A 25,127-nucleotide genomic window follows, 5' to 3' on the forward strand; every position below is an offset into this window, starting at 1 on the left:
CGCGCCGAGGCGTCCGCGCGCCGCCGGGACACCGCTCGCAGGCCGGCGTCTCGACGATCACGGGGACGGCTCGCCGCCGCTCCCTCTCTCAGGAGGAGGGCGTCGCGCTCGGGAAGAAGTGCCGCTCGACGGGATCGCCGTCGGCGTGGGTCAGCGCCGCCGCGCGGATCTCGCGGTCGCGGCCGGTGAGCCGCTGGGTCTCCTGCCGCCGGAACTCGCCCCACGAGGGCACCATGAACGTCTCCAGCTGCACGTCGGCCTCCTCCCCGCTCCGGTAGAGCGCCCACCGCGAGGCGCCGGTCCGGCGGCGGGAGCTCTCCAGCAGCCGCATGGCCGATCGGAAGTCCGCGAGGGAGTCGGGGCGGACCGTCCACGAGATCTGCACCATCACCGGCCCGTCCGTCGGCTCCGGCTCGAACACCAGCGTGGGCGTCGGCCACGACATCGAGATGCTGCGGTCGACGGTGCCCGTCCCCGGCAGCAGCGGCAGTACCCGCACGCTGGCCGCCACGAGGAGGAGCAGAGCGGCCGCCGCGGCGTACGCGGGCGCGGTGCCGAGCACCTGCGCGGCCAGGCCCCAGCCGATCGAGCCGACCGCCATGGTCCCCATGAAGACCAGGATGTAGATCGAGGCTCCGCGGGACCGCACCCACTGCGGCAGTGTGAGCTGCAGTGCCGCGTTCAGCACGGTGAGGGTGCCGATCCAGGCCAGCCCCGCGAGGACCAGCAGCAGCAGCGCCGGGACGAGGGGCAGGAAGGCCGCCGCGAGCGTCCCCGCCGCGAACAGCACGGCGCTCGCCCCGATGACGACGTCGTCCGAGAGCTTCCGGCGGGCGAGCGGCAGGGCGAAGACGCCGAGCACGGCACCGGCACCGAGGGCCCCGAGGAGGAAGCCGTAGCCGCTGGAGTCGAGCTGGAGGCGCTTCGCGGTGAGCGGCAGCAGCGCCCAGAGCGCACTGGCCGGCAGGGCGAAGAGCGCGGAGCGGAGGAGGATCCGGCGGACGAGGTGCGCGGAGGCGACGTACCGGATCCCTCCCTTCAGCGCGGCGCCGAACTGCTCGCGGTCGTCGAGGCCGGTCTGCGCCGGCCGCTTCCACCGGAGCAGAGCGAGCACCGCGCCGATGAAGCTCAGGGCATTGATGCCGAAGACCACCGGAGCGCCGAACGCCGAGAGGACGACGCCCGCCAGGGCCGGGCCGACCGCGCGCGCGCCGTTCACCGTCACCCCTCCGAGGGCCGACGACGCCGCGATCAGGTTCCGGGGCACGAGCTCCGGCTGGATCGCCTGCCAGGCGGGCGAGGTCAGGGTGGAGGTGATGCCGAGGAGGAAGGTGAAGGCCAGGATCGTCCACGGCGTCAGCGCACCGACCGCCGCCACGACCGTCAGAGCCGCCGCCAGCAGCGCGCTGGCCGACGACCCCCAGATGAGCAGCCGCCGCCGGTCGAGCGAGTCGGCCAGCACGCCCGCGGGGAGGGCGACGAGGATCGAGGGCGCCAGGCTGGCCGTCTGCACGAGCGCGACGACCGCCGCGCCCGCGGCCGCCTCGACCAGGTACCACTGGGCTCCGACGGTCTGCATCCAGGTGCCGATGTTGCTGCCCAGCTGGGCGAACCACAGCACGCGGAAGGCGGTGATCGCCATGGGCGCCCAGGCCGACGGCTGCGCCGGCGCGGACGTCTGCGCCGGGGCGGCGGGAGCCGGAGCGACGTCCTCAGTCACGGGACACGGCCTGCCGCACCGAGAAGAGGTTGCCGAACGGGTCCAGCAGCTGGCACAGCCGCTCCCCCGTGAACACCGTCTTCGGACCGCGGTGGGCGACGGCGCCGTTCGCCGTCCAGTCGGCGACGACGGCGTCGACGTCGGGGACCGTCCAGTACGGGCTCGTGCCGTCGGGTCCGGGCCCGTTCAGCTCGTCCCGCTCGTGCAGCGTCAGGCGGGTGCCGTCCAGGTCGTAGGCCACGAGCGCCTCGCCGCGGACGACGGGCTCGCGCCCGAGCCGCGCCGAGTACCAGTCGATCGCGGCGTCGAGGTCGTCGACGAAGTAGAAGACGTTTCCGACTCCGGCGAACTCCGTCGTCGTCATGCTCGGGCCGGCGGGAGGGCGTCGCGGAGGAAGGCGAGCGAGGGGCCGATGGCCGCCTCCGTGTAGCCCTCGGCGTGACGGGTGCCCGGGATCAGCTGCAGCGTGCTGGCGACTCCGACCGCGGAGAGCGCCGCCTGCATGGCCTGCGCGTCGCTCACAGGGACGAACTCGCCGAGCGAGTTGGCCAGGAACACCGGCCCGCCGTCCGGGGAGGCGTGGCGCGTCGTGGAGGCGGCGGTGAGCAGCCCGCGGTCGCCCCCGACCTCGTTGAGGATCGTCCAGCGCAGGAAGGCGTCGTTCCGGCCGGTCTGGTTGATGTCGGCGCTCTTCATGGCGTCGAGGTCCTGCGTCGTCGGCGTGGCCGGGAGGTCGTCGGTCGCCTCGACGATGCCGAGGAGGTCGAACATCCCCGACCAGCTGACGGCGGGCCGGCCGGTCGCGATCGCGGCCTCCACGACCAGGTTCCCGCCCGCCGATCCGCCGAAGAACGCCAGCCTGCTCCGGTCGAACGCCCACTCGGACGCGACCGCCCACCGCTCCGCGGCGAGCACGTCGTCCCTGCTGGCCGGGAAGACCGAGTCCGGAGCCTCGCGGTAGTCCGCCGCGAACACGAGGTAGCCGGCGTCGACCAGCATCGTCGCGAGCGCCCGCTCCTTGCTCTTGTCCCCCCGGAACCACCCGCCGCCGTGGATCAGCACGACGGCCGGCCGAGCGGCGTCCTCGGCCGGGGACACCGACCTGCTGTACACGTCCAGCACCTGTGGCGACGACCCCCCTTCGACGTACGGAACCCCGATGCTCACTGACGGCTCGTCCGACACGGTGACCCCCTCCGGTCCAGATTCTCGACTGCAGTCAGACCGTAGGAGCCGGGGGCGGCGCGAGCCAGGCCCTGCCGGGGTCACCCAGGAGGGCGCCCGCAGGCCCGCCTCCCGCGGCTGGGCGGATCGCGACTAGCCTCGGAGGGTGTTCCTGACCGAGCCGTACGGCTTCCGCGACCGCTCCGCCCTCGACGAGCGCCGGGCCCTGCTCGAGGACGAGCCCTCGGTGCAGCCCCTCCGGGTGTTCCGCGAGGAGCTCCTCGCCCGGCGCACGCGCAGGCATCCCGGTGCCGTGGTGCCCGACTTCGACCCGGCCGAGGCCGGCGTCGAGGCGCGTGCGCTCATCGTGCTGGAGGCCCCGGGACCGATGTCGACCGGCCCCGACGGCTCCGGCTTCGTCTCGGTCGACAACGACGACGCGACGGCCGCTTCGACCTGGACCCTCCGCGACGAGGTCGGACTGCACGCCCGCACCCTGATCTGGAACATCGTGCCGTGGCAGCTCGACGGCGCCCCCGACGCGGACGAGGTGCGGCAGGGCGCGATGGAGCTGCGCCGGCTCCTGCCGCTGCTCCCCGACCTGCGGGTCGTCGTCAACGCCGGGACCGCGCCGACCAGCGGCTGGAAGAAGAACATCGAGCCCTACCTGGTCGACGGCCCGACGGTCATCGACTCGTGGAGCCCCGGCCAGCGGGCGATGAGCCAGCCCCGCAAGCGCGACGAGCTGAAGCGCGCCTTCGAGCGCGCGACGCACCTGGTCGGCTGAGCCCCCGGGGCTCCGAGGCGTCACGAACGGTCGTCATCGGAGCCGGGAGGCGGCCCTTCGCGACGCCTCGACCGCCGGCGGGCGGTCCGCTCAGGCCGAGCGGGCGTCCCGCAGCGCGTCGGCCGACTGCTGCGCGGCGCGGCGGACGTCGCGGTCCGGGTCGCGGAGCATGCCCGTCAGGACGGCCTCGACGCTCGCCGCGAACTCGCCCTTCGCGTCGCGACCGGAGGAGATCCCCGCCAGAGCGGCCGCCACGAGAGCGCGCGCTCCTGCCGCGCGGACCCGGGGGTGCTCGTCGGTGGTCAGGCGGGACAGCTTCTTCTGCCCGCCCAGCACGCGCTCGGCGCAGACGCGGGCGCACATCTCGCGGACGCGCCAGGAGGGGTTCGCGAGTCCGGCGGTCACCGCGTCGGCGGCGTCGTCGTCCCAGACGTAGAGGAGCGCGCGGGCACCCCAGAGCTCGGGCCAGTAGAGGGAGGGCGCTCCCTTGAGGATCCCATCGGCGTGCTCGCCGCCCACGGTGAGGAGGAAGGACTCGCCCTCGTACCCGCCGGTGAGCAGGGCCGCGGATCGCAGAGCGACGTTGCGCTCCCCCTCGCGGACGACCTGCGCGCGCAGGCGCTCCTCGAGCGGATCGGTGAGGGTGACGGTCGGTTCGTTGTCGCGTGCCATGAGGCTCCCGAGAGTACTCGCCCGCCCCGCGCCTTCGAAGACCCGCAGCGTTCGGCGCCGCGGCGGTCGGCCCTCTCCGTCCTGCGGCGATGGTCCGATCAGCACTCGTGCCACCGGCTGGTCGGGTGGCGCCGCAGGGACCACGGCTGAGGGACGCCTGGTAGATTCGATCCGATCGACCCCCTCCCAAGCCTCTCCGCGATGCTCACATGGGAGGGGCCTTTTTCTTCGGCACCGAGGTACTGCGATGGCACGGAAACCGAGCCTGTCGTGGAAGCAGCAGGTCCAGCTCCTCCGTGACCGCGGGCTCGGCATCGCCGACGGGGAGGCCTGCACGAGCTACCTGGCCGCGCAGAACTACTACCGCTTCTCCGGGTACGCCCGCTACTTCCAGCGGGCTCCGCACGACGGGGACGACTCGTTCGCGGACGGAGTCTCGTTCGAGGACGTCCGAGCGGTCTGCGACGCAGATGAAGCGCTGCGGCAGAGCCTGCGTGCTCGACTGGCCCGTGCCGAGATCCTTCTCCGCAGCCGTACGGCTCATGTCGTCGCTCGTGAGCACGGCCCGTACGAGTGCTCTCTCGAGAAGAGCTTCTACTCCGAGTCTCCGAACGCGGAGTCGACAGTCGATTCGTGCCTCCGCGACATCGAGCGCAGCAGGGAACGGCATGTCCTCCGCTTCACGGAGCTCCCCGGCGGCAGGGGCGCGGCCGCCTTCGGCGAGCTACCGGTGTGGTCGGCCGTCGAGGCCTGGTCCTTCGGAACTCTGTCGAGATGCATCGAGCGAGGGGCACGAGGATCGCTTGCGGGGGACGTCGCGTCCGGTCTGGGAGTCGCCCGAGCCGGTTTCGCCTACCGGGTCCGCGCACTCGTCTACCTGCGCAACCGGTGCGCTCACCACAGCCGGCTCTGGAACCACTCCGTGATCGATGCGGGCCCCACGCCCAACAACGTCCGTGCGAAGGCGAAACGTCTCGCCGGGCAGTTCACTCCGCGCTCGGTCGTGGACGTCATCGCTTCGTTGGACGACATCCTCCTACGAGGAGCGGACGCGGCCCCGATCCTTCCGGAGCTCGTCGCCGAGCATTCCCTGCACGACGTGTTCTGGCGAGGGCTCACGACGCCCCGGAGCCCCCTCGATCATCGAGGACCGCAGTGAGAGCGACGCGACCGGGACGGTCCCGCCCGCCCCGCGCCACGGCCGATCCGGCAGCGGAACGGACGATGCCCGCCCGCTCAGGAGGCGCCCACCGGGAGGTCGGCCCCGCCTGACTATGCTGGTGCCACCCCCGGCAGCCGAGCGCTCTGAGCCTCGTCCGCGCCGGGGTGGCGCGGCTCACCCGCCCGGGGAGCGGAGGAGGTCCTCTCATGGCCGATCGGCCGAACCTCCGCCATGTCGCGGCGGTCGCGGGCGTCTCGCACATGACCGTGTCGCGCGTGCTCAGCGGGCACCCCAACATCAAGGAGTCGACCCGCCAGAAGGTCCTCGAGGCGGTCGACGAGCTCAACTACAGGCCGAACATCGCCGCCCGCTCCCTCGTCACGCAGCGCACCGACCGCATCGGCGTGATGATCGAGAGCGGCGCCGAGTACGGGCCGTCGAGCACCCTCCGCGCGATCGAGCGCGCCGCCCGCGAGAAGGGGTACTCGATCACCTCCGTCGCGCTGCGGCCGGACCTCGAGATGACCCCCACCGACGCGATCGCCCACCTGATGGGCCTCGGGATCGACGCGCTCTGCGTGATCGCGCCGCGCTCCTCCTCCGTGGCGACCCTCCGCACCGTCGAGATCGGCGTGCCGACGCTCGTGGTGAAGAGCGATAAGGATCCGAGCTTCCTCACCGTCTCGGTCGACCAGCAGGCCGGCATGTTCCAGGCCGTCGACCACCTGGGGAACCTCGGCCACCGCGACGTGCTGCACCTCTCCGGCCCCCTCGACTGGCTCGACGCGCGCGCCCGCGAGCGCGCCTTCCACAGCCGCGCGAAGTCGTGGGGGATGCACGAGCGCCCCATCGTCATCGGCGACTGGACCCCGGACTCCGGGTACGACTTCGCCGCGAGCCTGCAGTCGGTGCCCGACTTCACCGCGATGGTCGTCGCGAACGACGAGATGGCGCTCGGAGTGATCCACGGCCTCGTCGAGCGCGGGATCCGCGTGCCCGAGGACATGAGCATCGTCGGCTTCGACGACCTGCCCACCGCCCGCCACTTCCTCCCGCCGCTGACGACGGTCCGCCAGGACTTCGACAAGCTGGGGACGACGGTCGCCGAGGTGATCCACGCGAGGATCCGCGGCCAGGAGATCCCGCAGCGCACCCGGATCCCCACGGAGCTGGTGATCCGCTCCTCCACGGCCGCTCCCCGATCGTGACCCTCCTGTTCCCGTCCCGCCGCATGCGCTCGCGTATCATCGGCGGCAGCCCCTGGCACGCCGGACCCTGACGGCGCGCCGCACACGAACCGAGGACGGCACGTGGCGATCTCATCGAGGACGACCCGGAGCTCCGCGGCACCCGTCGTCGAGATGACCGGCATCCGCGTCTCCTTCGCCTCCGGACCCGCTCTGAAGGACGGGAACCTGCGGCTGGTGCCGGGCGAGATCCACGGGCTGATGGGCGAGAACGGCGCGGGCAAGTCCACGCTGATCAAGACGCTCACCGGCATCCACCAGCCCGACGCGGGCGAGATCCTCGTCGACGGCGTCGCCCGGCGCTTCAGCGGCCCGGCGGAGGCGAAGGCAGCGGGCATCACGGCCGTGTTCCAGGACGAGCGCCTCACCGACAACCTCAGCATCGGCGAGAACGTGATGCTCGGCCACGAGGTCCGCGGCCGCTTCGGCATCTCCTGGTCGCGCACCCACCACCGCGCGGCCGAGATGCTCGCCGAGCTGGGCCTGGAGGACCTCGATCCGCACCTGCCGCTGCGCTCGCTCTCGCCGGCGATCCGCCAGCTGGTCGCGATCAGCCGCGCGATGGTCGACCGTCCGCGCGTGCTCGTGCTCGACGAGCCCACCTCCAGCCTCGACCTCAGCGACGTGGCCCGCCTCTTCACGGTGCTGCGGAGGCTGCGCGACCAGGGCGTCGCGATCCTGTTCGTCTCGCACTTCCTCGAGCAGGTCCTCACCCTCAGCGACCGGCTGACGGTGCTCCGCGACGGCGGCACCGTCGGCGAGTACCCGGCGCACACCATGGACCGCGCCGAGCTGATCGCGAAGATGATCGGCAAGGACATCGACGCGTTGCGGCAGATCGGCTCCGACCGCCGCGAGCACCGCCGCCAGCCGGTCGGCCCGGCGATCTACCGCGCGCACGGGATCGGCCGCCGCGGCGCCGTGGGCCCGACCGATCTGGAGCTGCACCGCGGCGAGATCGTGGGCTTCGCGGGCCTGCGCGGCTCGGGGCGCACCGAGCTGGCGTCGCTGGTGAGCGGGGTCGAGAAGCCGGACACCGGCGAGGTGCTGATCGACGGCGAGCCCGCCCGCATCTCCGACCCGGTGTCGGGCCTGCGCCACCGCATCGCCCACTCGAGCGAGAACCGCCGCGAGGACGGGATCATCGGCGACCTCTCCCTCCGCGAGAACCTCGTGCTGGGCCTGCAGGCTCTGCGCGGCTGGGCGCACCCGCTGTCGGCCGCCGAGACCGACACCCTGGTGCGCACCTACGTCGAGGCGCTGAACATCTCGCCGGCCGACCCGGACATCCCGGTGAAGTACCTCTCCGGAGGCAACCAGCAGAAGGTGGTCCTCGCGCGGTGGCTCGCGACCCGTCCGCGGCTGCTCGTGCTCGACGAGCCGGCGCGCGGGATCGACGTGGCGTCGAAGGTCGAGATCCAGGCGCACATCGCGCAGCTCGCGAAGGAGGGGGTGACCGTCGTCTACATCTCGTCCGAGCTGGAGGAGGTGGTGCGCCTCAGCGACCGCATCGTCGTCTTCAAGGACCGCGAGAAGATCGGCGAGGTCAGCAACGGCCCCTGGCTCACCGTCGACACGATCGTCGAGATGATCGCCGCCGACCGCGACGACGACCTCGACGACGACGACGACTGACCTCCCCCGCCGGCCGAGCGGCCGCACCGTCCACCGGGTCTCGATGAGCCGTCCGGGCTGCTCGACCGCCAGGACCTCGACGCGCCGGCGGGTCCCGCTCGGGCGCCGGGCCTGCGAGGATCCGGGGGTGGACGATCAGCGACCGGACGAGCTCGCGGAGCTGCAGCGGCGCGCCTACGGCCTAGGCTCCGACATCGAGCGGGACCCCGGCGCGCTCGCCCGGCTCTCCGCGCTCGAGGCCCGCGTCCGCCCCGCCCTCGGCACCGCACTGCCGGACGCGGTGGTTCCCGCGGTCTCCGGGGACGCGGCGCCGGAGGACGCGGCACCTTCCGCGGACGCCTCCGCCGACGAGGAGTCCGACCCTTTCGGCCACGTCCCGCCCCGCCGCTCCCGTCGGCGCGGCCTCCTCCTCCTCGCCGCGCTGGCCGCGACGGCCGCCGTCGCCGCGGGGGCCACCCTCCTCGCCACCGCCGAGGACGGACAGCCCGGCCGCGAGGTCGCCGTGCTGCCGCTGTCGAACGGCACCGACCTCCCCGGCTGGGAGGGACTGGGGTTCGACGGATCGGTCACCACCGAGGACTTCGGCGGGCTCACCGTCGTGCGGCAGAGCCTGCCCGCCGACACGGGGCTCACCGTCGTCCGGCAGCGCCGCTCCTCGAGCGCCGGCTCGTGCCTCTCCATCGTGCGGACCGCCGAGCCGCAGGACGGCCTGTTCTTCCAGGGCTGCACGGCCGGAGCGTTCCCCGCGGTCGCGCAGTTCACCGTGACGTCGGCGGCGCCGGAGGCCCTGCGCGAGCGGTTCCCGATCGGCACGTCCCTGCGGTTCGCCCTCGAGGGCGACGAGATCCGCGTCCGATCCGACGCGCCCTGACCGCTCAGATCCCCGTCCGCCCGTGCGGGTCGCCCACCTTCTTCGACTCGCTCGACCCGCGCTCGCGCAGGAACACGGCGAGCGCCGCCATGCTGCCCACCGCGAGGAACTCCGACTGCCAGTTCTGGAGCGTCCGGTTCCAGAAGTCGGCGGAGGAGACGTAGCCGAGCCAGTCGACGGGCGCTTCCAGGCTCGTCAGCTGCTCCTCGTTGTAGGCCACGACGCCCGTCACCGACTGCGCCGCCCAGGACAGCAGGAACACCACCCCCATCACCAGCAGCAGCGAGTGCGAGAACAGCGCCTGCCGCACGCCGCCGGCGGAGGCCGAGGGCGGCGAGTCGTCCTCCGCGGACGCGCCCGCCTTCTGCTGCTCGTCGGTCTCGAGCCCCTCCTCGCCCACCCGCTTCGACTCGGGCGAGCCGCGCTGCACGAGCCAGACGGTCGCTCCGATGTAGAGGAAGAACTGGAGGTACTCCGACTGCCAGTTCTCGGCGACGTCGATCGCGAAGTCGGAGGAGGTGACGAAGCGCCAGTAGCCGACCTCCCGCAGCCCCTCCGCGACCTGGGTGTCGTTGTAGGCGGCGAGCCCGGCGAACGACTGCCCGGCGAGAGCGAGCAGGAAGATCGCGAGGAAGAACAGCGAGAGTCCGTTCTCGCGCAGGAAGCGGCGCATCCGGCTCACCTCCCGAGGATCCCGACGGCGAAGAACCCGATCAGGCCGAGCACGATCACGGCGTAGTACAGGGCGGAAGCGGTGCGCACGTCAGCTCCCGTCCAGGACGCAGTCGAAGGGCGCGTCCGCCACCGGCGCGCAGCCGGCCGCGCGCACCAGCCAGCCGTCGTCGCCCGGGGTGAGGAACACCGCGGTGCCGCCGGAGCGCACGATCGCCGCCCGGCCGTCGACCTCGGCGTCCCCTGCTCCGTCTTCCGCGATCCCGAGCTCCAGCACGCCGCCGGGGCAGTCGCCCTCCCGGTCCTCCACGGCCTCGCGGGCGGAGCCGGTGAGCAGCGCGCACGCCGCGGCGCCGTCGCCGTCGGCGAGCGCGGAGAGGAAGGCGTCGGCCGCGCGGCGGGCCGCCGTGCCGTCCGCGGAGCATCCGCAGAGCGCGAGCACGAGGGCCGCCGTCGCGGCCGTCGCGGGGACGGAGCGCGATCGAGGGAGCATCATGGCCAGGGAAGCTACTCCCGGGCCCGACCACCGGGCAGAGGGTTGCCATCGGGCCCTGCGGGCCCCGCGACCGGATCGTTACCGAAGCGCACCGCCGTGCTGTTGCGTCACAAGAATTGTTCACGGTAACATTTCGACGTGGCGCTGCTTCGGCCGGCGCCCACTGCACATCCTGCACTCACCGCACCTCGGGCCGCTAGGCCCGCATTCGAGGCCCTTCGGGGTCCACCATCTCGGGCACTCTCTTCGTGCCCGCGATCTCAAGGAGGAGATCTATGTCCAAGACGAGGCGTATCGGCCAGTTCCTGGGTTTCGCAGCAGTCGGCGCACTCGCGTTCGGACTCGCGGGCTGCTCGGGCGGTTCCGGCACCGATTCGGGCTCCGGCTCGAGCGGTGACCTCACCACCGTCGGCTTCGTGGCCGTCGGCCCCGAGGGCGCGTGGCGCCAGGCGAACGAGACCAACATCGAGGACACGTTCACCAAGGACGCCGGCTTCGACCTGAAGTACGCACCCGCCACCAACGGAGACCAGAAGTCGCAGATCGACTCCTTCACCTCCTTCGTGGACGAGGGCGTCGACATCATCCTGCTCTCCGCCACGGAGGGCTCCGGCTGGGAGGACTCGCTCGAGCGCGCCCAGGAGGCCGAGATCCCGGTCATCCTGATCGACCGCGGCATCGAGCCGGACAACACCGACCTCTACGTGACCCGCATCGCGCCGGACAACATCGCGGTCAGCACCTCGGTCGCCGACTGGGCCAAGACCACCTTCCCGAGCGGCGCGAAGTACTTCACGCTCGAGGGCCCCGCGGGCGTCTCGGTCGTCAACGAGCGCAACGAGGGCTGGGACGAGGTCATCGGCGCCGACTCGAAGTTCACCAAGATCGGCGCGCAGACCGCGAACTGGTCCACCGAAGAGGCCAAGAGCGTCTTCGAGACCGTCCTGAAGTCGAACAACAACGACGTCCAGCTGGTCTTCGCACAGAACGACGAGATGGGCCTCGGCGCCGTCCAGGCCGTCCAGGAGGCCGGCCTCACCCCCGGCACCGACGTCAAGATCGCCACGATCGACGGCACCAAGAACGCCCTGCAGGCGCTGGCCGACGGCGAGCTGAGCTTCGTCGCCGAGTACAACCCGCTGTTCGGCGAGACCGCCCTCGACGCGGTCGAGAAGACCCTGGCCGGCGAGACGGTCGAGTCCTCGATCGTCGTCCCGAGCGAGACCTTCGACTCGCCCGAGGCCGCCACCACCGCGCTGCCCGACCGCAAGTTCTAGTCGCTCAGCACCACCGGTCGCCCGGCGTCGTCCTCGACGCGGCACCACTCCCCCGGAGCGACCGGGGCCGGCTCTCCGCCGGCCCCGGTCGCTCCGACCCTTCGGCGCACCTGTTCGGCTGCGCCCCGCTCGAGAACGGAACGACGCGACATGACAGGTTCGCCTCCGATCGTCGAGATGAAGAACATCTCGATCAGCTTCCCCGGCGTGAAAGCCCTCGACGGCGTCGACTTCCGCCTGTTCCCGGGCGAGGTCCACACCCTCATGGGTGAGAACGGCGCCGGCAAGTCCACGCTCATCAAGGCCCTCACCGGCGTCTACCGCATCGACAGCGGAGACATCGTGATCGACGGGGAGACCCGTCGCCTGACCGGCACCGCCGACTCGCAGGCCGCGGGCATCTCCACCGTGTACCAGGAGGTCAACCTGGTCACGAACCTCTCCATCGGAGAGAACGTGATGCTCGGCTACGAGGTCCGCGGACCCTTCGGCATCAACTGGAAGGCCACGCACCAGGCCGCGAAGGTCGCGCTCGAGAAGCTCGGCCTCGGCCACCTCAACACTCGCCAGTCGCTCGCCTCGCTCTCGATCGCGATGCAGCAGCTGGTCGCGATCAGCCGCTCGACGGTGAGCGACTCCAAGGTGCTCATCCTCGACGAGCCGACCTCGAGCCTGGACGCGAACGAGGTCGAGAACCTCTTCGTCGTCATCCGCCGCCTCCGTGCGGAGGGCGTCGCGATCCTCTTCGTCTCGCACTTCCTCGACCAGGTCTACGCGATCAGCGACCGCCTGACGGTGCTGCGCAACGGCACCTTCGTCGGCGAGTACCTGACCCACGAGCTCGACCGCACCTCGCTGATCTCGAAGATGATCGGCAAGGACATCGCGGCGCTGCGCTCCCTCGACTCCGAGCGCGAGAGCCAGGACCACCTCTACCGCGACGCCCCGCTCTACACCGCGAAGGGCATCGGCAAGAAGGGCTCCATCGAGAGCACCGACCTGACGCTGCACCGCGGCGAGGTCGTCGGCTTCGCCGGGCTCCTCGGCTCCGGCCGCACCGAGCTCGCGCGCCTGATCTACGGCGTCGACAAGCCCGACACCGGCGAGATCACGATGCACGGCAAGAAGATCGACGTCCCGACGCCGACCGCCGGCCTCGCCCACAAGATCGCGTTCTCGAGCGAGAACCGCCGCGACGAGGGCATCATCCGCGACCTCTCGGTCCGCGAGAACCTCATCCTCGGCGTGCAGGCCAAGCGCGGCTGGGCCCGCCCCCTCTCCAAGAAGGAGAAGGACGAGATCGTCGGCAAGTACCTCGTCGAGCTCAACGTGCGCCCGGCCGACCCCGACCGCCCGATCAGCAAGCTCTCCGGCGGCAACCAGCAGAAGGTCCTCCTCGGCCGCTGGCTCGCCACCGCCCCCGAGATCCTCATCCTCGACGAGCCGACCCGCGGCATCGACGTCGGGGCGAAGGCCGAGATCCAGGAGAAGGTCGTCGCCCTCGCCGGCGAGGGCGTCGCCGTGGTCTTCATCTCGTCCGAGCTCGACGAGGTCGTCCGCCTCAGCGACCGCATCATAGTCCTGAAGGACCACCGCGTGATCGCGGAGATCCTCAACGGTCCCGCTGTCACTGCGGAGTCGATCGTCACTACCATCGCCGCAGAGGGAGTCGTCGACGAGGACGTCGTCGTCCTCGAGAGCGCCACGCAGGAGGCCGCATCATGAGCAGCGACACCCGACCCGCCCGGGGATCCGTCCTCGGCGGGATCATCCGCCGCCAGTACTTCTGGGGAGTCGTGGCGATCGCCCTGCTCCTCCTCGTCAACGTCGTCAAGGACCCGGGCTACCTGGCCGTCTCGGTCAGCCCCACCACCGGCTACCTCGTCGGCAACGTCATCGACATCGCCCGCGCCGCCGCTCCGATCCTGATGATCGCCGTCGGCATGTGCCTGGTCGTCGCGACCGGGGGCATCGACCTCTCGGTCGGCTCGATCATGGTCGTCGCCGGCGCCGTCTCGATGGAGTTCCTCAACTCCGCGGGAGCGCCGGACTCGCTCGGCGCGGCAGCGGGAGCCTTCGCGGTCGCCCTCCTCGTGGCCGCCGTGCTCGGAGCCGTGAACGGCGTCCTGGTCTCGGTGGTGGGCCTCCAGCCCTTCATCAGCACGCTCGTCGTGATGCTCGCGGGCCGCGGCCTGGCGAAGGTCATCACCGGCGGCCAGAACACCGCCGCCACCAACGAGCCCTTCCGCTGGCTCGCGAACGGGTACGTCTTCGGGCTCCCGGTCGTGTTCCTCCTCGCCATCGCCATCGTCGTGGTCGTCGGAGTCCTGGTGCGCCGCAGCGCGCTCGGCCTGATGATCGAGGCCATCGGCATGGACCCGAAGGCGGCCCGCCTCGCGGGCATCAACCGCCGGGGCCTGCTGATGACCGCCTACATCGGCAGCGGAATCCTCGCCGGAGTCGCGGGCGTGTTCGCCACGGCGAGCGTGATGACGGTCGACGTCTCGCGCACCGGCTACCAGCTCGAGCTCGACGCGATCCTCGCGGTCGTCATCGGCGGCACCTCGCTCGCCGGCGGCAAGTTCAACATCACCGGTGCCGCCGTGGGCGCGATCCTGATCGCCACCCTCGACAAGACCGTCGTGTTCCTCGGAGTCTCGTCCTCCGCGACGCCCGCCTTCAAGGCGATCGTCATCGTCGCGCTCTGCCTCCTGCAGTCCGAGCGCGTCCGCTCCGCCTTCAAGTCCCGTCGCGAGGCGCGCCGCAGCGTCCCGCAGAAAGAGGCGATCCCCGCATGAGTGCCGTGATGACCCGCTCCGCCCCTCCGGCGAGCACCAAGCGCACCTCCGGGGCGCGCGGCTGGCTGAGCCAGCACCTGGACAAGCTGCCCACCCTGGCCGCGCTGATCATCTTCTTCGGGATGATCGTCTACGGCGAGGCCGCCTACGGCCGGATCCTGCAGGCGAGCACGATCTCGAACCTGCTGGTCAACAACGCGCACCTGATCATCCTCGCCGTGGGCCTCACCTTCGTGATCCTCACCGGCGGCATCGACCTCTCGGTCGGCGCGGTGATCGCGTTCAGCAGCGTGAGCGGCGTGCTCCTGATCAACGCCGGCTGGAACCCATGGCTCGTGATGGTCCTGATGGTCGTGATCGGCGCACTGTTCGGCGTGATCTCCGGCGTCCTGATCCAGTACTTCAACGTGCAGCCGTTCATCGCGACGCTCGCGATGATGTTCCTGGCCCGCGGTCTCGCCTCCATGCTGAGCACCGTCCCGGAGCGCCTCCCCGAGGACTCGGCCGTGCTGAGCCTGGCCACGCCGATCAAGCTGATCGACGGCCCCAAGGTCAACGACTTCGTCATCAGCCCCGGCGTGATCATCGCGATCCTCGTCGTGGCCGGCGCGTTCTTCGTGCTCCACCGCACCCGCCTGGGCCGCACGGTCTACGCGATGGGCGGCTCCGAGCAGTCGGCGGCCCTGATGGGCCTCCCGGTGGTGCGGACCAAGCTGTTCATCTACATCATCAGCGGCACGCTCGCCGGTCTCGCCGGTGTGGTCTACACCGCCCGCCTCGGCAGCGCGCAGAACATCACCGGCACCGGCTGGGAGCTCGACGCCATCGCGGCGACCGTCATCGGCGGCACGCTGCTCACCGGCGGTGTCGGCTTCGTGCTCGGCTCGGTGGTCGGCGCCCTGGTGCTCGGACTGATGAACGTCCTGATCACCCGCGACGGCGGCATCCCGCCGGAGGCGACCACGATCATCACCGGAGGCATCCTCCTGGTCTTCGTCCTCCTCCAGCGCGCCGTCATGGCCCGCAGCAAGACCTGACCGGGTTCCCGCCCGATCTCCCCCGGCGCCCCCTCGTCCCTCCGCGGACGAGGGGGCGCCGTCGTGTCCGGGGCGCTCCGCCGGCCTCAGGAGGCGGAGCGGCTGAGCGTCAGCGCGGCCTGCTCGCGGGTGCCGTAGCCGCACTCCTCGGCGAGGCGGGCGAAGTCGGCAGGGCCCCGCCGCCGCAGGCCGATGCGGCGCCGGAGGGTGCCCGCCCGACGCGTCGCGATCTCCTCCGCCGGCGTGCGGCCGAGGAACGCGAACGCCTCCGCGAGCATGCGAGGGGAGACGAGCAGCTCCCGGGCGAGCACCGCGGCGGAGAACGCCGGGTCGCGGTGACGTGCCTCGATCACCGGGATCGCCTCCGCGTAGACCTGGTCGGCGCCCCGGGTCCGGACCCGCGGAGCGCTGTGCTCGACGATCCCCTCCAGCAGCAGCTCGCTCGCCCGCCTCACGCCGGCGGCGCCGAGCACGGCCGGATCGTCCTCGATCAGGCTGTTCGCGAGGGCGCGGGCAGGCGTCCAGACCGACTCGCGCACCGGCACGACCTCGTTGATCCGCTCGCGGACCCACCGGTGCTCGAGCACGGCGGCGTCGAAACTCCAGGTGTACGAGAGGGTGGGCCGCCGGTAGTCGATGCGCGCCGGGACCCTGGCGTCGAGGAGCAGGACGCTGTTCGGCGTCGCCTCGAGCACGCCCTCGTCGAGGACGACCTCTCCCCCGCCCTCGACGATCAGGGAGATGTGAACGCCCGCCGGCCTGTCCGCCCTGTCGACCGACGGCGAGGGGGCGACCCTGATCCCGTTCGGCCCCCACACCCGCGTCAGCGCGAGTCCCGGTCCATCCGCTGCGTCCATCCGCAGACCGGGAGCGCCGGTCCCGCGCTCGTCCCAGGCGCGAGCGAACGCCCGCGTCCGCTCCTCTGCGGCCCCCATCTCCCGCCTCCTCCGCGTCGAACGAACAGAATCCCTCATCTGTCGATCACCGCCGGACGTTCGCACGGATCTCCCAGGCCTCCGCGCCTCGCGCTCGGAATCCGGCCGCACGCCGTCGCCGGACCGGGAGGACGGCCACGGGGACCGTCGCGGTCAGCGGCGCTGGGAGAGCCGCCACAGCGCGCGGCGAGCGCTCCCCTCGGAGGCGAAGCCCGCCTCCTCGGCCGAGCGCGCGAAGTCGGCCGTCGCCAGGGACCGCCCGCCGATCAGGAGCAGGAGGGTGCCCGCCCGGCGCCGCTCGAGCTCGTCGTCGGCCGTCCGCCCGAGGAAGGAGAACGCGCGAGCCAGCGTCAGCTCCGACACCAGGAGCTCGCGGGCGAGCCGGGCGGCGGTGAAGGCGGGATCGCGGTGGCGCTCCTCGATCAGGGCCATGGCCTCCCCGTAGACGTCCTCGGCGCGGGGACGCCTGCGCGGTGCGGAGCCCTCGACCAGCTCCTTCAGGAAGGCCTCGCCCGCCCGGGCGACGGCGGGCTGCTCCGCCAGAGCGGGGTCGCCGTCGAGGAGACCGTTCATCAGCGCCCGCGCCGGGGCCAGGAAGCAGCCGGCGACGGGCAGGACCTCGCCGAAGCGCTCCGTGATCCAGCGCTGCTCCAGCGCCCGCTCGCCGAGCACCCAGGCGTAGATCACGGTCGAGCGGGGGAAGCGCGCCCCGGTCCGCGGCTCCGCGTCGATGACCACCAGATCACCACTGCCGCACTCGAGCATCCGTCCGTCCTGTCGGATGCGTCCTCCGCCCTCGACGACCAGCAGCAGATGCGCGCCCGGCGGGCAGCGCGACTGCGGCTTCTGCTCGAGAACGCAGCCACCGGGGATCCACAGTCTGGCGATCTCGAAGCCGAGCGAGCCCGTCGCCTCGACCCGCAGTCCAGAACGGGCCTCCACGCCGTTCCAGTGCTCGGCCATCCGCCGGTACATCTCGGCCGATCTCGACCTCATCGGGCGCCCCCTCCTCTCGGGCACGCTGACGCCTCACCACAGGAGTGATTCGCAGCCCGCGCGTGCTCCGTTTGTCACCGGACCGGTCACAGCGGACGGCGACGCTCCCGCTCACCGCGCCGGCGGCGCCCCGGCGGCAGCGTGCGACCGACGGGATCACCGGGTCAGGAGGGCGATCGCGACTCGGAGCGGCGTCGGAGCTCACCACTCCCTCCTCACGGCAGCGCCACTTCCTCCTCACCTGCCCCCGAGCGCTTGGGCCGACCGCCCGCCCGCGGGAAGACTCCCCAGCGGTACGGCGCCCGTCGTACCCGCCGAAGCGGCCGAGCGGACGACGACCGTCCTCCGAGCAGGCCGCCGGCGAGAAGACAGACCGAGGAGCTTCACTGTGACTTCCGACAACTCTCCCGCTGAGCAGGGTCCGCTGAGGCGACGCACCGTCGTCGCCGGCGCCACCTGGTCCCTGCCCGTGATCGCCGCAGCGACGGCCACCCCGGCCGCCGCCGCCTCTGCCACGCAGACCCTCGTGTTCAGCTCCATCCCGACCATGATCGCGTGCATGCCCAACACGGCGCCGATCACGCTGACCCTCACCGGCGGCACCGTCGCGAACGTCCCTGTGCGGGTGAACACCCCGCCCGGCTTCCGCTTCGGAGGGAGCGGGACCGACACCTTCGTGACCGACGCGAACGGAGTCGCCACCATCCCCGCCGGCAGCGTCATCGCCGGCCCCTCGACAGGCTCGGCCCTCGCCTTCGGCGGCTCGGCGAAGACGAACGCCCCGTTCCCGGTCCGCCAGACCGGCGACCTGCAGTACAGCACGGGCCTCGCCACTGTTCCCGAGAACTCCGGATTCATCCACACCTCCTCGCAGGGTGTGAACGGCAACGTCTCCGTCAAGGCGAACGGCGACATCTGGCAGTACCGGCGGTCGGACGGCTGGCAGAAGCTCGGCACGGGCGCCTCCACAGAGCCCAGCACGTCCGGGCTCACGCAGCAGCCGGACGGAACCTACAACGCGCACTGGATCAAGGACGGAGTCCTCCAGTACGGCAAGGCGCTCGCGACCGTTCCGAACAACTCCGGATTCGTCCGCACCTACGGTCAGGGCGCGGACGGGAACGTCTCCATCAAGGCGAACGGCGACATCTGGCGGTACAACCGCCAGGCCAACGAGTGGACCCTTCTGGGCACCGGCGCCAGCACCGAGCCGAGCGCGGCCGGCATCTCCGCGAACCCGGCCGGGACCCTGAACGTCCACTGGATCAAGAACGGAGTCCTGCAGTACGGCACCGCAGCGGCCACGGTGCCGACCAACTCCGGATTCGTCCGCGTCTACGGCCTCGGCACCCGCGGCACGATCGCCGTGAAGTCGAACGGCGACATCTGGCGGTACACCCCGCAGGGCAACGTCTGGGACCTCGTCGGCACCGGAGCCAGCACCGAGCCGAGCGCCGCCGGACTGACCCAGCGGCCGGGCGGGACGTTCGAGATCCACTGGATCAAGGACGGGGTCCTGCAGTACGGCACCCGGCTCGCGACCGTTCCGGAGAACTCCGGGTTCGTCCGCACCTACGGTCAGGGAGCGGATGGGAACGTCTCCGTGAAGGCGAACGGCGACATCTGGTACTACAGCACGGCGCAGAACACGTGGACCAAGATCGGCTCCGGTGCCAGCACCGGCCCCGATGCGGCCGGGATCACCGCCCAGGGAGACGGCGCGCTGAACCCCCACTGGATCAAGGCGAGAACCGACTGCCGCTGATCCGCGCCCGGCGGCCCTCTCCGCCCGCGTCCTGCCGGACCGCGGGCGAGGAGGGCCGCCTCCGCCCTCCCGCCGAGGACGGGCGCCTCGTCCGAGGAGGAACGCGCCACCCCGTCTCGGCGCCCCTCCCCCGGCCTAACGTGGTCACCGCCCGCGCACCCCGTCCCCGCTGCGAAGGAGCCCGGTGACCGCTTCCGAGCAGCCGGCCGCCCCGCGCGGTCTCGTCGAGACGCTGCAGCTGAGCGGTCCCCGCGTGGAGGCGTGGCTGAGGAGCCTCGGCTGGGCGAGCGACGGAGCTCCGCCCCTGCACCTCGCCGGGGACGTGCTCGCCGTCGACGGCTTCCGGCTGAGCCGCCTCTGGCACACACCCGGCACGCTCCGGACCGACCCGCCCCTCCCCGCCCCCGACCGGGCCGAGGTCGACCTCATCGTCCCGGTCGCCGGCGAGATCGTCGTCGACGGCCCTCTCGAGGCCGCTCGTCTGCGGCCCGGCGGGCTCGCCCTCCTCCAACGCGACGACTCCGCTCGGTTCCGGGCGGAGGAGGACTCCGCCTGGCTGGCGCTGAGGACGTCCTGGGGCAGGCTCGGCCTCACGAGCGCACAGTCCGACGGGCCGTCCTGCACCCTGCTCGCCGCCGACAGCTACAGCGGCGCCTTCGTCTCCCTCGTCAACGCGACCCTCAACGCGGACCTCGCGGCGGGCGATCCCGGCTTCAGCGAGCTGCGCCGGGCGCTCGAGGCGACCGCGTCGGCCCTGATCAAGCAGAGCCTGCCGCCCGCCCGTCCGGAGGACGGACTCGAGGGCGTCCTCCTCCGCGCGATCGCCGTCATCGATGCGGAGGCGGGTGACGCGGACTTCACCGCCGGCGTTCTCGCGATGCGGCTCCGCGTCTCGCGGGCGACGCTGGACCGCGCCTTCCACCGCCGGGGCACGACCGTGGCCGCGACCCTCCGCGAGCGGCGCGTGCACCTCGCCGCGTCGCTGCTCGCCGCGAGCCCGTCGCTCTCGCCCTCGGCTCGCGCGGCCGTGGCCGAGCGGGCCGGCTTCCGGACGCTGAGGGCGATGGACCGCGCGCTGAGCCGTTCGCGCGACGTCGACCGCGGCTGATCCGACCGGACATCGGCGTACGCGTCGCTCCAGGATGCACTCGGGATTCGTCGAACCGGTTCGCCTCTCCTCTGGAGTGTCGGGAAATGATCCGGTTAGGCTCTTCACGTTGTCGTCAACATAGTGTTACCGTGAACATTGCCGCGTACGAAGCCGGCACACTCCCTCCCCTCAGCAATGGTGCCGACCCTGGAGCAAAGCGCGATGAAGCCTTTCCTGCGACCACTCGTCCTCGTGACGGCCGTGGCCCTCACCGTCCCCCTTCTGACGGCCCAGTCGGCGAGCGCAGCTCCCTCCGACAGCCTCGTCCTGCGCTACGCGCTCGACGAGACGAGCGGCACGACCGTCGCCGACAGCTCGGGCAAGGGCCGCACCGGCACGCTCGTCAACGGAGCCGCTCCTCGCGGAGCCGCGGGCGTCGCCCTCGACGGGACCGACGACTACGTCAAGCTGCCCGACGACCTGCTCGCGGGCCTGAACTCGATCACGGTCAGCACCGAGGTCCTGGTGAACGCGAACCAGGGCACGCCCTACTTCATCTGGGGCCTCGGCAACACGACGAACGGCGCCGGGAACGGCTACCTCTACACGACGGGCAACGGCTACAAGGCCTCGATCGCCACCGGCAACTGGACCACCGAGCAGACCGTCAACTCCAACGCGAACCTCGCGCGCAGCGTCTGGAAGACCCTCACCTACACGCTCGACGACGCGAGCGACACCGCACGCCTCTACCTCGACGGCACCCAGGTCGCGCAGCAGACAGGAGTGACCATCACTCCCGCCGCGATCGGCAACGGCACCACCACCGCGAACGCGATCGGCCGCTCCGTCTACACGGCGGACAAGACCCTCGCCGGCTCGGTCCGCGACTTCCGCGTCTACAGCACGGCGCTCAGCGCGGCCGACGTCGCGACCCTCCAGGCCCCGGACAGCACGCGCGTCTCCCGCGACTCCGCCGCCCTGGACCTCGGGAGCCTCTCCTCGGTCTCCGCGAACCTCACCCTCCCGACGACCGGCCCCAACGGCTCCGCCATCGCCTGGGCCTCGAGCAACTCCGCGGTCGTCTCGACCAGCGGAGTCGTCACGCCACCCGCGACCGGGGTCGCCTCGGTCGAGCTGACCGCCACGACCACCCGCGGCTCGGCCACGGCCACCCGCACCTTCACGGCCACCGTGCCCGCCAAGGACGTGAACGCCGACGCCCAGAAGGCGCTCGACGCCCTCTCGATCGTCAACTCCGGCGACGTCCGCGGCAACGTGACGCTGCCCGCGAAGGCCGGCTCCTACGACGTCGCCTGGTCCTCCTCGAACACGGCCGTGCTCAGCACGACCGGCGTCGTGAAGCGCCGGTCCGCCGCCACGCCCGTCACACTCACCGCGACGATCGCCGGCACGACCGCGACCCGGCAGCTGCCCGTCACGGTGACCGCGGCTCCCGCGGACCTCGACACCGAGTACGACGCGGGTTACCTCTGGACCCACTTCGCCTCGACCGACTACGAGAAGATCTACTTCGGCTCCAGCACCGACGGTCTGCACTGGTCGAAGCTCAACAACGACAAGGCCGTGCTCGCCAACCTCGGCGGCACCCTCGGCGTCCGCGATCCGCACCTCGTGCGCTCCCCCACCGGCGACGAGTACTGGATCATCGGCACCGACCTGCACGCCGAGGGCACCGCTCCCGGCGGCACCTGGGACCAGACCAACGCGAGCAAGAACCTCGTCGTCTGGCGCTCGACGGACCTCGTGAACTGGAGCGATCAGAGCATCGTCTTCGCCGGCTTCCCCGACGCGGGCAACGTCTGGGCTCCTGAGGCGATCTGGGACGACGCGACCGGCCAGTACTACGTCTACTGGGCCGCCCGCGACAAGACGCTGACCGGCGGGGCCTCCGCCCAGCGCGTCTACGTCTCGACCACGCGCGACTTCGTCGGCTTCTCCACCCCGAAGGTCTGGCTGGACGAGAACCCCGCCGCCGGCGGCGGGAGCCGCGGCAGCATCATCGACACGACCATCGCGAAGGAGGGGGACACGTACTACCGCTTCTCCACCGCCGACTGGCGCACGGTCGTCGACAAGGCCCCGAGTCTCGCCGGCCCCTGGACCCGCGTGATCGGCTTCGGCGAGGAGAAGTCCCGCGGCCTCTCCGACCACCTCGAGGGCCTCACCGTCTACCAGCTGCCCGACGGCCGCTGGGTCGTCATGGGCGACTCGTTCGGCTACTCCGCCTACGTCACCGACACCCTCGCGGACATGCGGTTCACGGCGCTTCCTGTCGGCACCACCGGCGCGAACACGTACTCGTTCTCGAAGCCCTTCCGCCACGGCTCGGTGCTCCGCCTCTCGAGCGCTGAGGAGGCGCGCCTGACGGCCGCCTACGGCACCAGCAGCACCGGCCCCGCCGCGAAGCCGGTCAACGCGGCCGGCGAGATCCTCCGCTACACCTTCGACGGCGGCTCGGGCACCACGGTGCGCGACAGCTCGGGCAACAACCAGAACGGCACGCTGCCCTCGGGTGGCACCTGGAAGGACGGCGCCCTGCAGCTCGACGGCACCGACGACTACGTCAAGCTGCCGAACGACCTGCTCGCCGGAGTGACGGACCTCACCATCCAGTCCGACGTCTGGATCGACCCCGCGCAGGGCGGCGCCTACTTCCTCTACGGCCTGGGCAACACCACGAACGGCGCCGGCGACGGCTACCTCTTCACCTCGGGCAACAACTACCGCACCAGCATCGCGACCGGGAACTACACCACCGAGCAGACCGTCGCCGGCGGCTCGGCCCTCCCCCGCGGCACCTGGGCGCACCTGACGTACACGCTCTCCGGCACCACCGGCACGATCTACCTCGACGGAGTGAAGGTCGCCAGCGGCACCGTCACGACCGACCCGAAGGACATCGGCGGCGGCTCCACCTCGGCGAACTACATCGGGCGCTCGAACTACGACGCCGACAACCGCTTCCGCGGCCAGATCCGCGAGTTCTCGGTCTACAACCGGGCCCTCAGCGCCTCCGAGGTGCTCGCCGCCTCCGGCAACACGTCGGCCCTGGTCGACCTGTCGCTCAGCGGCGACGTCCTGAAGACGGCCCCGATCGTCGACTCGGCGAGCAGGACGGTCACCTTCCCGGTGAAGCCGGGGACCGACCTGACGAAGCTCACCCCGACCTTCTCCACCGCGGCCGGCGTCACGGCGAGCCCCGCCTCCGGCACCGTCCGCGACCTCTCCACCCCGCAGACGGTCGTGCTCACGCCCGCCGCCGGCGGCACCGCGACCACCTGGACCCTGAAGGCCGTCGTCATGAAGTCCCCGGTCCTCGCAGGCCTGAACGCCGACCCGAACATCGCGGTCTTCGGCGACACCTACTACCTGTACGCGACCTCGGACGGCTTCGCCGGCTGGGGCGGCAAGACCTTCTACGCCTGGTCCTCGAAGAACCTCATCGACTGGACCCGCTCGGAGCAGCCCTTCCTGACGCTCGACGGCGCGAACGGCAACGTGCCGTGGGCGACCGGCAACGCCTGGGCGCCGACGATCATCGAGAAGAACGGGAAGTACTACTTCTACTTCTCCGGCGAGAACTCCTCGCTGAACCGCAAGACGATCGGAGTCGCCGTCTCGGACAGCCCGATGGGCCCGTTCACGGCGCAGCCGACCGCGATGATCACCAACGGCGAGTCCGTGCGGTCCGGCCAGGCGATCGACCCCGCCGCGTTCACCGACCCGAAGACCGGCAAGAGCTACCTCTTCTGGGGCAACGGCGACCCGCTCTACGGGGAGCTGTCCGACGACATGCTCTCGATCAAGACCGGCACGATCAAGAAGATCAGCGGTCTGACCGACTTCCGCGAGGGTGCGTTCCTGAACTACCGCGACGGTCTGTACCACCTCACCTACTCGATCGACGACACCGGCTCGGAGAACTACAAGGTCGGCTACGCCACCTCGACGAGCGTCGACGGACCGTGGACCTACCGCGGCGTGGTCCTCGAGAAGGACACCTCGCAGGGCATCCTCGCCACGGGCCACAACTCGATCGTCAACGTGCCCGGCACGGACGACTGGTACATCGCCTACCACCGCTTCGCCATCCCCGGCGGAGACGGCCAGCACCGCGAGACGACGATCGACCGGGTGACCTTCGACAAGACGACCGGTCTCATGCAGAAGGTCGTCCCGACCCTCACCAGCGTCGCCGCGCAGACGATCGTCGACGCCGCGCCGCTCGCAGCCTCGATCACGGGGAAGGCGACGGTGGGCAGCACGCTGACCGCCTCCGCCTCCTCCCCGTGGACGGCGACCGGCTTCCAGTGGAAGCGCGGGGGGACCGCGATCAGCGGGGCGACGGCGTCGAGCTACACGCTCACCGCCGCCGACCGCGGAGCGACGATCTCGGTGGCCGTGACCGCCGCGAAGCCGCAGTGGACGCCGGCGACGGCCTCCGCCTCCGTCGGTCCCGTGACCGACTCGGCACCCGCGATCGCCGTGACCACGACCTCCACGACGCGCTGCGCCGCCGGGAAGATCGTCGTCACCGCGACCGCCACGAACCCGAACGCCTTCGCCGCGAAGATCGTGATCGGCACGACGTGGGGCTCCAAGAGCTTCGCCGACGTCGCTCCCGGCGCCACCGTCTCGGCCGCCTTCACCACCCGGGCGACGAGCGTGACCGACGGATCCGCGACCGCCACGGCGACCGCGTTCATCAGCGGGAAGCCGGCCACGGCCTCCGCGACCGCCCCCTACTCCGCGGCCAGCTGCAGCTGATCCGCGGGCACG

At 71.6% G+C, this 25,127-nt stretch carries 20 protein-coding genes; 12 read left to right on the forward strand and 8 right to left on the reverse strand.

Annotated elements, in window-relative coordinates; translation table 11 throughout:
- Nucleotides 1-88 precede the first annotated feature (88 nt).
- From C5C36_RS03660 to C5C36_RS03670, 3 genes are read right to left on the reverse strand one after another with little or no spacing between them, the layout of a single operon-like run.
- Nucleotides 89-1,720 (reverse strand): MFS transporter, encoded by a 1,632-nt coding sequence (locus tag C5C36_RS03660; protein WP_258072179.1) that lies wholly within the window; start codon nt 1,718-1,720, stop codon nt 89-91.
- Entirely contained in the window at nt 1,713-2,084 is a 372-nt protein-coding gene (locus C5C36_RS03665; protein WP_104288158.1) for a VOC family protein, read from the reverse strand. Before C5C36_RS03665 ends, C5C36_RS03660 begins: the two co-directional genes overlap by 8 nt.
- Nucleotides 2,081-2,818, reverse strand: coding sequence for an alpha/beta hydrolase (locus C5C36_RS03670; protein WP_159940689.1), 738 nt, complete (start codon nt 2,816-2,818; stop codon nt 2,081-2,083). The genes C5C36_RS03665 and C5C36_RS03670 overlap by 4 nt, the downstream gene beginning before the upstream one ends.
- A 232-nt stretch (nt 2,819-3,050) precedes the next feature.
- On the opposite strand from C5C36_RS03670, the gene C5C36_RS03675 reads away from it, so the two are divergent.
- Complete coding sequence (locus C5C36_RS03675; protein ID WP_104288159.1) at nt 3,051-3,671, forward strand: hypothetical protein; 621 nt, start codon at nt 3,051-3,053, stop codon at nt 3,669-3,671.
- Nucleotides 3,672-3,761: 90 nt separating this feature from the next.
- On the opposite strand, the gene C5C36_RS03680 is transcribed toward C5C36_RS03675, so the two are convergent.
- Nucleotides 3,762-4,343 (reverse strand): HEAT repeat domain-containing protein, encoded by a 582-nt coding sequence (locus C5C36_RS03680; RefSeq protein ID WP_258072181.1) that lies wholly within the window; start codon nt 4,341-4,343, stop codon nt 3,762-3,764.
- A gap of 247 nt (nt 4,344-4,590) precedes the next feature.
- Between C5C36_RS03680 and C5C36_RS03685 the strand changes: the two genes are divergently transcribed.
- The 4 genes from C5C36_RS03685 to C5C36_RS03700 all read left to right on the forward strand — a co-directional run bounded on the left by C5C36_RS03685 (nt 4,591) and on the right by C5C36_RS03700 (nt 9,258).
- Nucleotides 4,591-5,502 carry an Abi family protein gene (locus C5C36_RS03685; protein ID WP_104309280.1) on the forward strand — a complete coding sequence of 304 codons (912 nt, stop codon included), beginning with the start codon at nt 4,591-4,593 and terminating at the stop codon, nt 5,500-5,502.
- Between the two features lie 209 nt (nt 5,503-5,711).
- Nucleotides 5,712-6,713: a LacI family DNA-binding transcriptional regulator gene (locus tag C5C36_RS03690; protein ID WP_104222399.1), complete on the forward strand. Its 1,002-nt coding sequence runs from the start codon at nt 5,712-5,714 to the stop codon at nt 6,711-6,713.
- A gap of 153 nt (nt 6,714-6,866) precedes the next feature.
- Complete coding sequence (locus tag C5C36_RS03695) at nt 6,867-8,387, forward strand: sugar ABC transporter ATP-binding protein (protein WP_104255631.1); 1,521 nt, start codon at nt 6,867-6,869, stop codon at nt 8,385-8,387.
- 127 nt (nt 8,388-8,514) lie between these two features.
- Nucleotides 8,515-9,258 (forward strand): hypothetical protein, encoded by a 744-nt coding sequence (locus C5C36_RS03700; RefSeq protein ID WP_104309281.1) that lies wholly within the window; start codon nt 8,515-8,517, stop codon nt 9,256-9,258.
- Nucleotides 9,259-9,262: 4 nt separating this feature from the next.
- Here C5C36_RS03700 and C5C36_RS03705 read toward each other — a convergent pair whose 3' ends face one another.
- Complete coding sequence (locus C5C36_RS03705; protein ID WP_104309282.1) at nt 9,263-9,931, reverse strand: DUF6766 family protein; 669 nt, start codon at nt 9,929-9,931, stop codon at nt 9,263-9,265.
- A 90-nt stretch (nt 9,932-10,021) separates the two neighbouring features.
- On the reverse strand, nt 10,022-10,426 hold the full coding sequence (locus C5C36_RS03710; RefSeq protein WP_104309283.1) for a hypothetical protein: 405 nt from the start codon (nt 10,424-10,426) through the stop codon (nt 10,022-10,024).
- A gap of 275 nt (nt 10,427-10,701) precedes the next feature.
- On the opposite strand from C5C36_RS03710, the gene C5C36_RS03715 reads away from it, so the two are divergent.
- The 4 genes from C5C36_RS03715 to C5C36_RS03730 all read left to right on the forward strand — a co-directional run bounded on the left by C5C36_RS03715 (nt 10,702) and on the right by C5C36_RS03730 (nt 15,538).
- Complete coding sequence (locus C5C36_RS03715; protein ID WP_104222394.1) at nt 10,702-11,703, forward strand: ABC transporter substrate-binding protein; 1,002 nt, start codon at nt 10,702-10,704, stop codon at nt 11,701-11,703.
- Between the two features lie 150 nt (nt 11,704-11,853).
- On the forward strand, nt 11,854-13,428 hold the full coding sequence (locus C5C36_RS03720; RefSeq protein WP_104222393.1) for a sugar ABC transporter ATP-binding protein: 1,575 nt from the start codon (nt 11,854-11,856) through the stop codon (nt 13,426-13,428).
- Complete coding sequence (locus tag C5C36_RS03725) at nt 13,425-14,501, forward strand: ABC transporter permease (protein ID WP_104238658.1); 1,077 nt, start codon at nt 13,425-13,427, stop codon at nt 14,499-14,501. The genes C5C36_RS03720 and C5C36_RS03725 overlap by 4 nt, the downstream gene beginning before the upstream one ends.
- Entirely contained in the window at nt 14,498-15,538 is a 1,041-nt protein-coding gene (locus C5C36_RS03730) for a sugar ABC transporter permease (RefSeq protein ID WP_104222391.1), read from the forward strand. Before C5C36_RS03725 ends, C5C36_RS03730 begins: the two co-directional genes overlap by 4 nt.
- An 86-nt stretch (nt 15,539-15,624) precedes the next feature.
- Here C5C36_RS03730 and C5C36_RS03735 read toward each other — a convergent pair whose 3' ends face one another.
- The gene (locus C5C36_RS03735; RefSeq protein WP_104309284.1) at nt 15,625-16,473 is read right to left on the reverse strand and encodes a hypothetical protein; all 849 of its coding nucleotides are present in this window, start codon (nt 16,471-16,473) and stop codon (nt 15,625-15,627) included.
- A gap of 153 nt (nt 16,474-16,626) precedes the next feature.
- Entirely contained in the window at nt 16,627-17,469 is an 843-nt protein-coding gene (locus tag C5C36_RS03740; RefSeq protein WP_104269278.1) for a hypothetical protein, read from the reverse strand.
- Between the two features lie 388 nt (nt 17,470-17,857).
- On the opposite strand from C5C36_RS03740, the gene C5C36_RS03745 reads away from it, so the two are divergent.
- The 3 genes from C5C36_RS03745 to C5C36_RS03755 all read left to right on the forward strand — a co-directional run bounded on the left by C5C36_RS03745 (nt 17,858) and on the right by C5C36_RS03755 (nt 25,115).
- Nucleotides 17,858-19,234, forward strand: a complete 1,377-nt coding sequence (locus tag C5C36_RS03745; protein ID WP_104309285.1) for a hypothetical protein — start codon at nt 17,858-17,860, stop codon at nt 19,232-19,234.
- Between the two features lie 184 nt (nt 19,235-19,418).
- Entirely contained in the window at nt 19,419-20,342 is a 924-nt protein-coding gene (locus C5C36_RS03750) for a helix-turn-helix domain-containing protein (protein WP_104269276.1), read from the forward strand.
- Nucleotides 20,343-20,546: 204 nt separating this feature from the next.
- Nucleotides 20,547-25,115, forward strand: coding sequence for a family 43 glycosylhydrolase (locus C5C36_RS03755; RefSeq protein WP_181133769.1), 4,569 nt, complete (start codon nt 20,547-20,549; stop codon nt 25,113-25,115).
- Nucleotides 25,116-25,127 lie beyond the last annotated feature (12 nt).

The sequence above is a fragment of the Rathayibacter sp. AY1G1 genome, from assembly GCF_002932095.1.
Taxonomy (GTDB): domain Bacteria; phylum Actinomycetota; class Actinomycetes; order Actinomycetales; family Microbacteriaceae; genus Rathayibacter.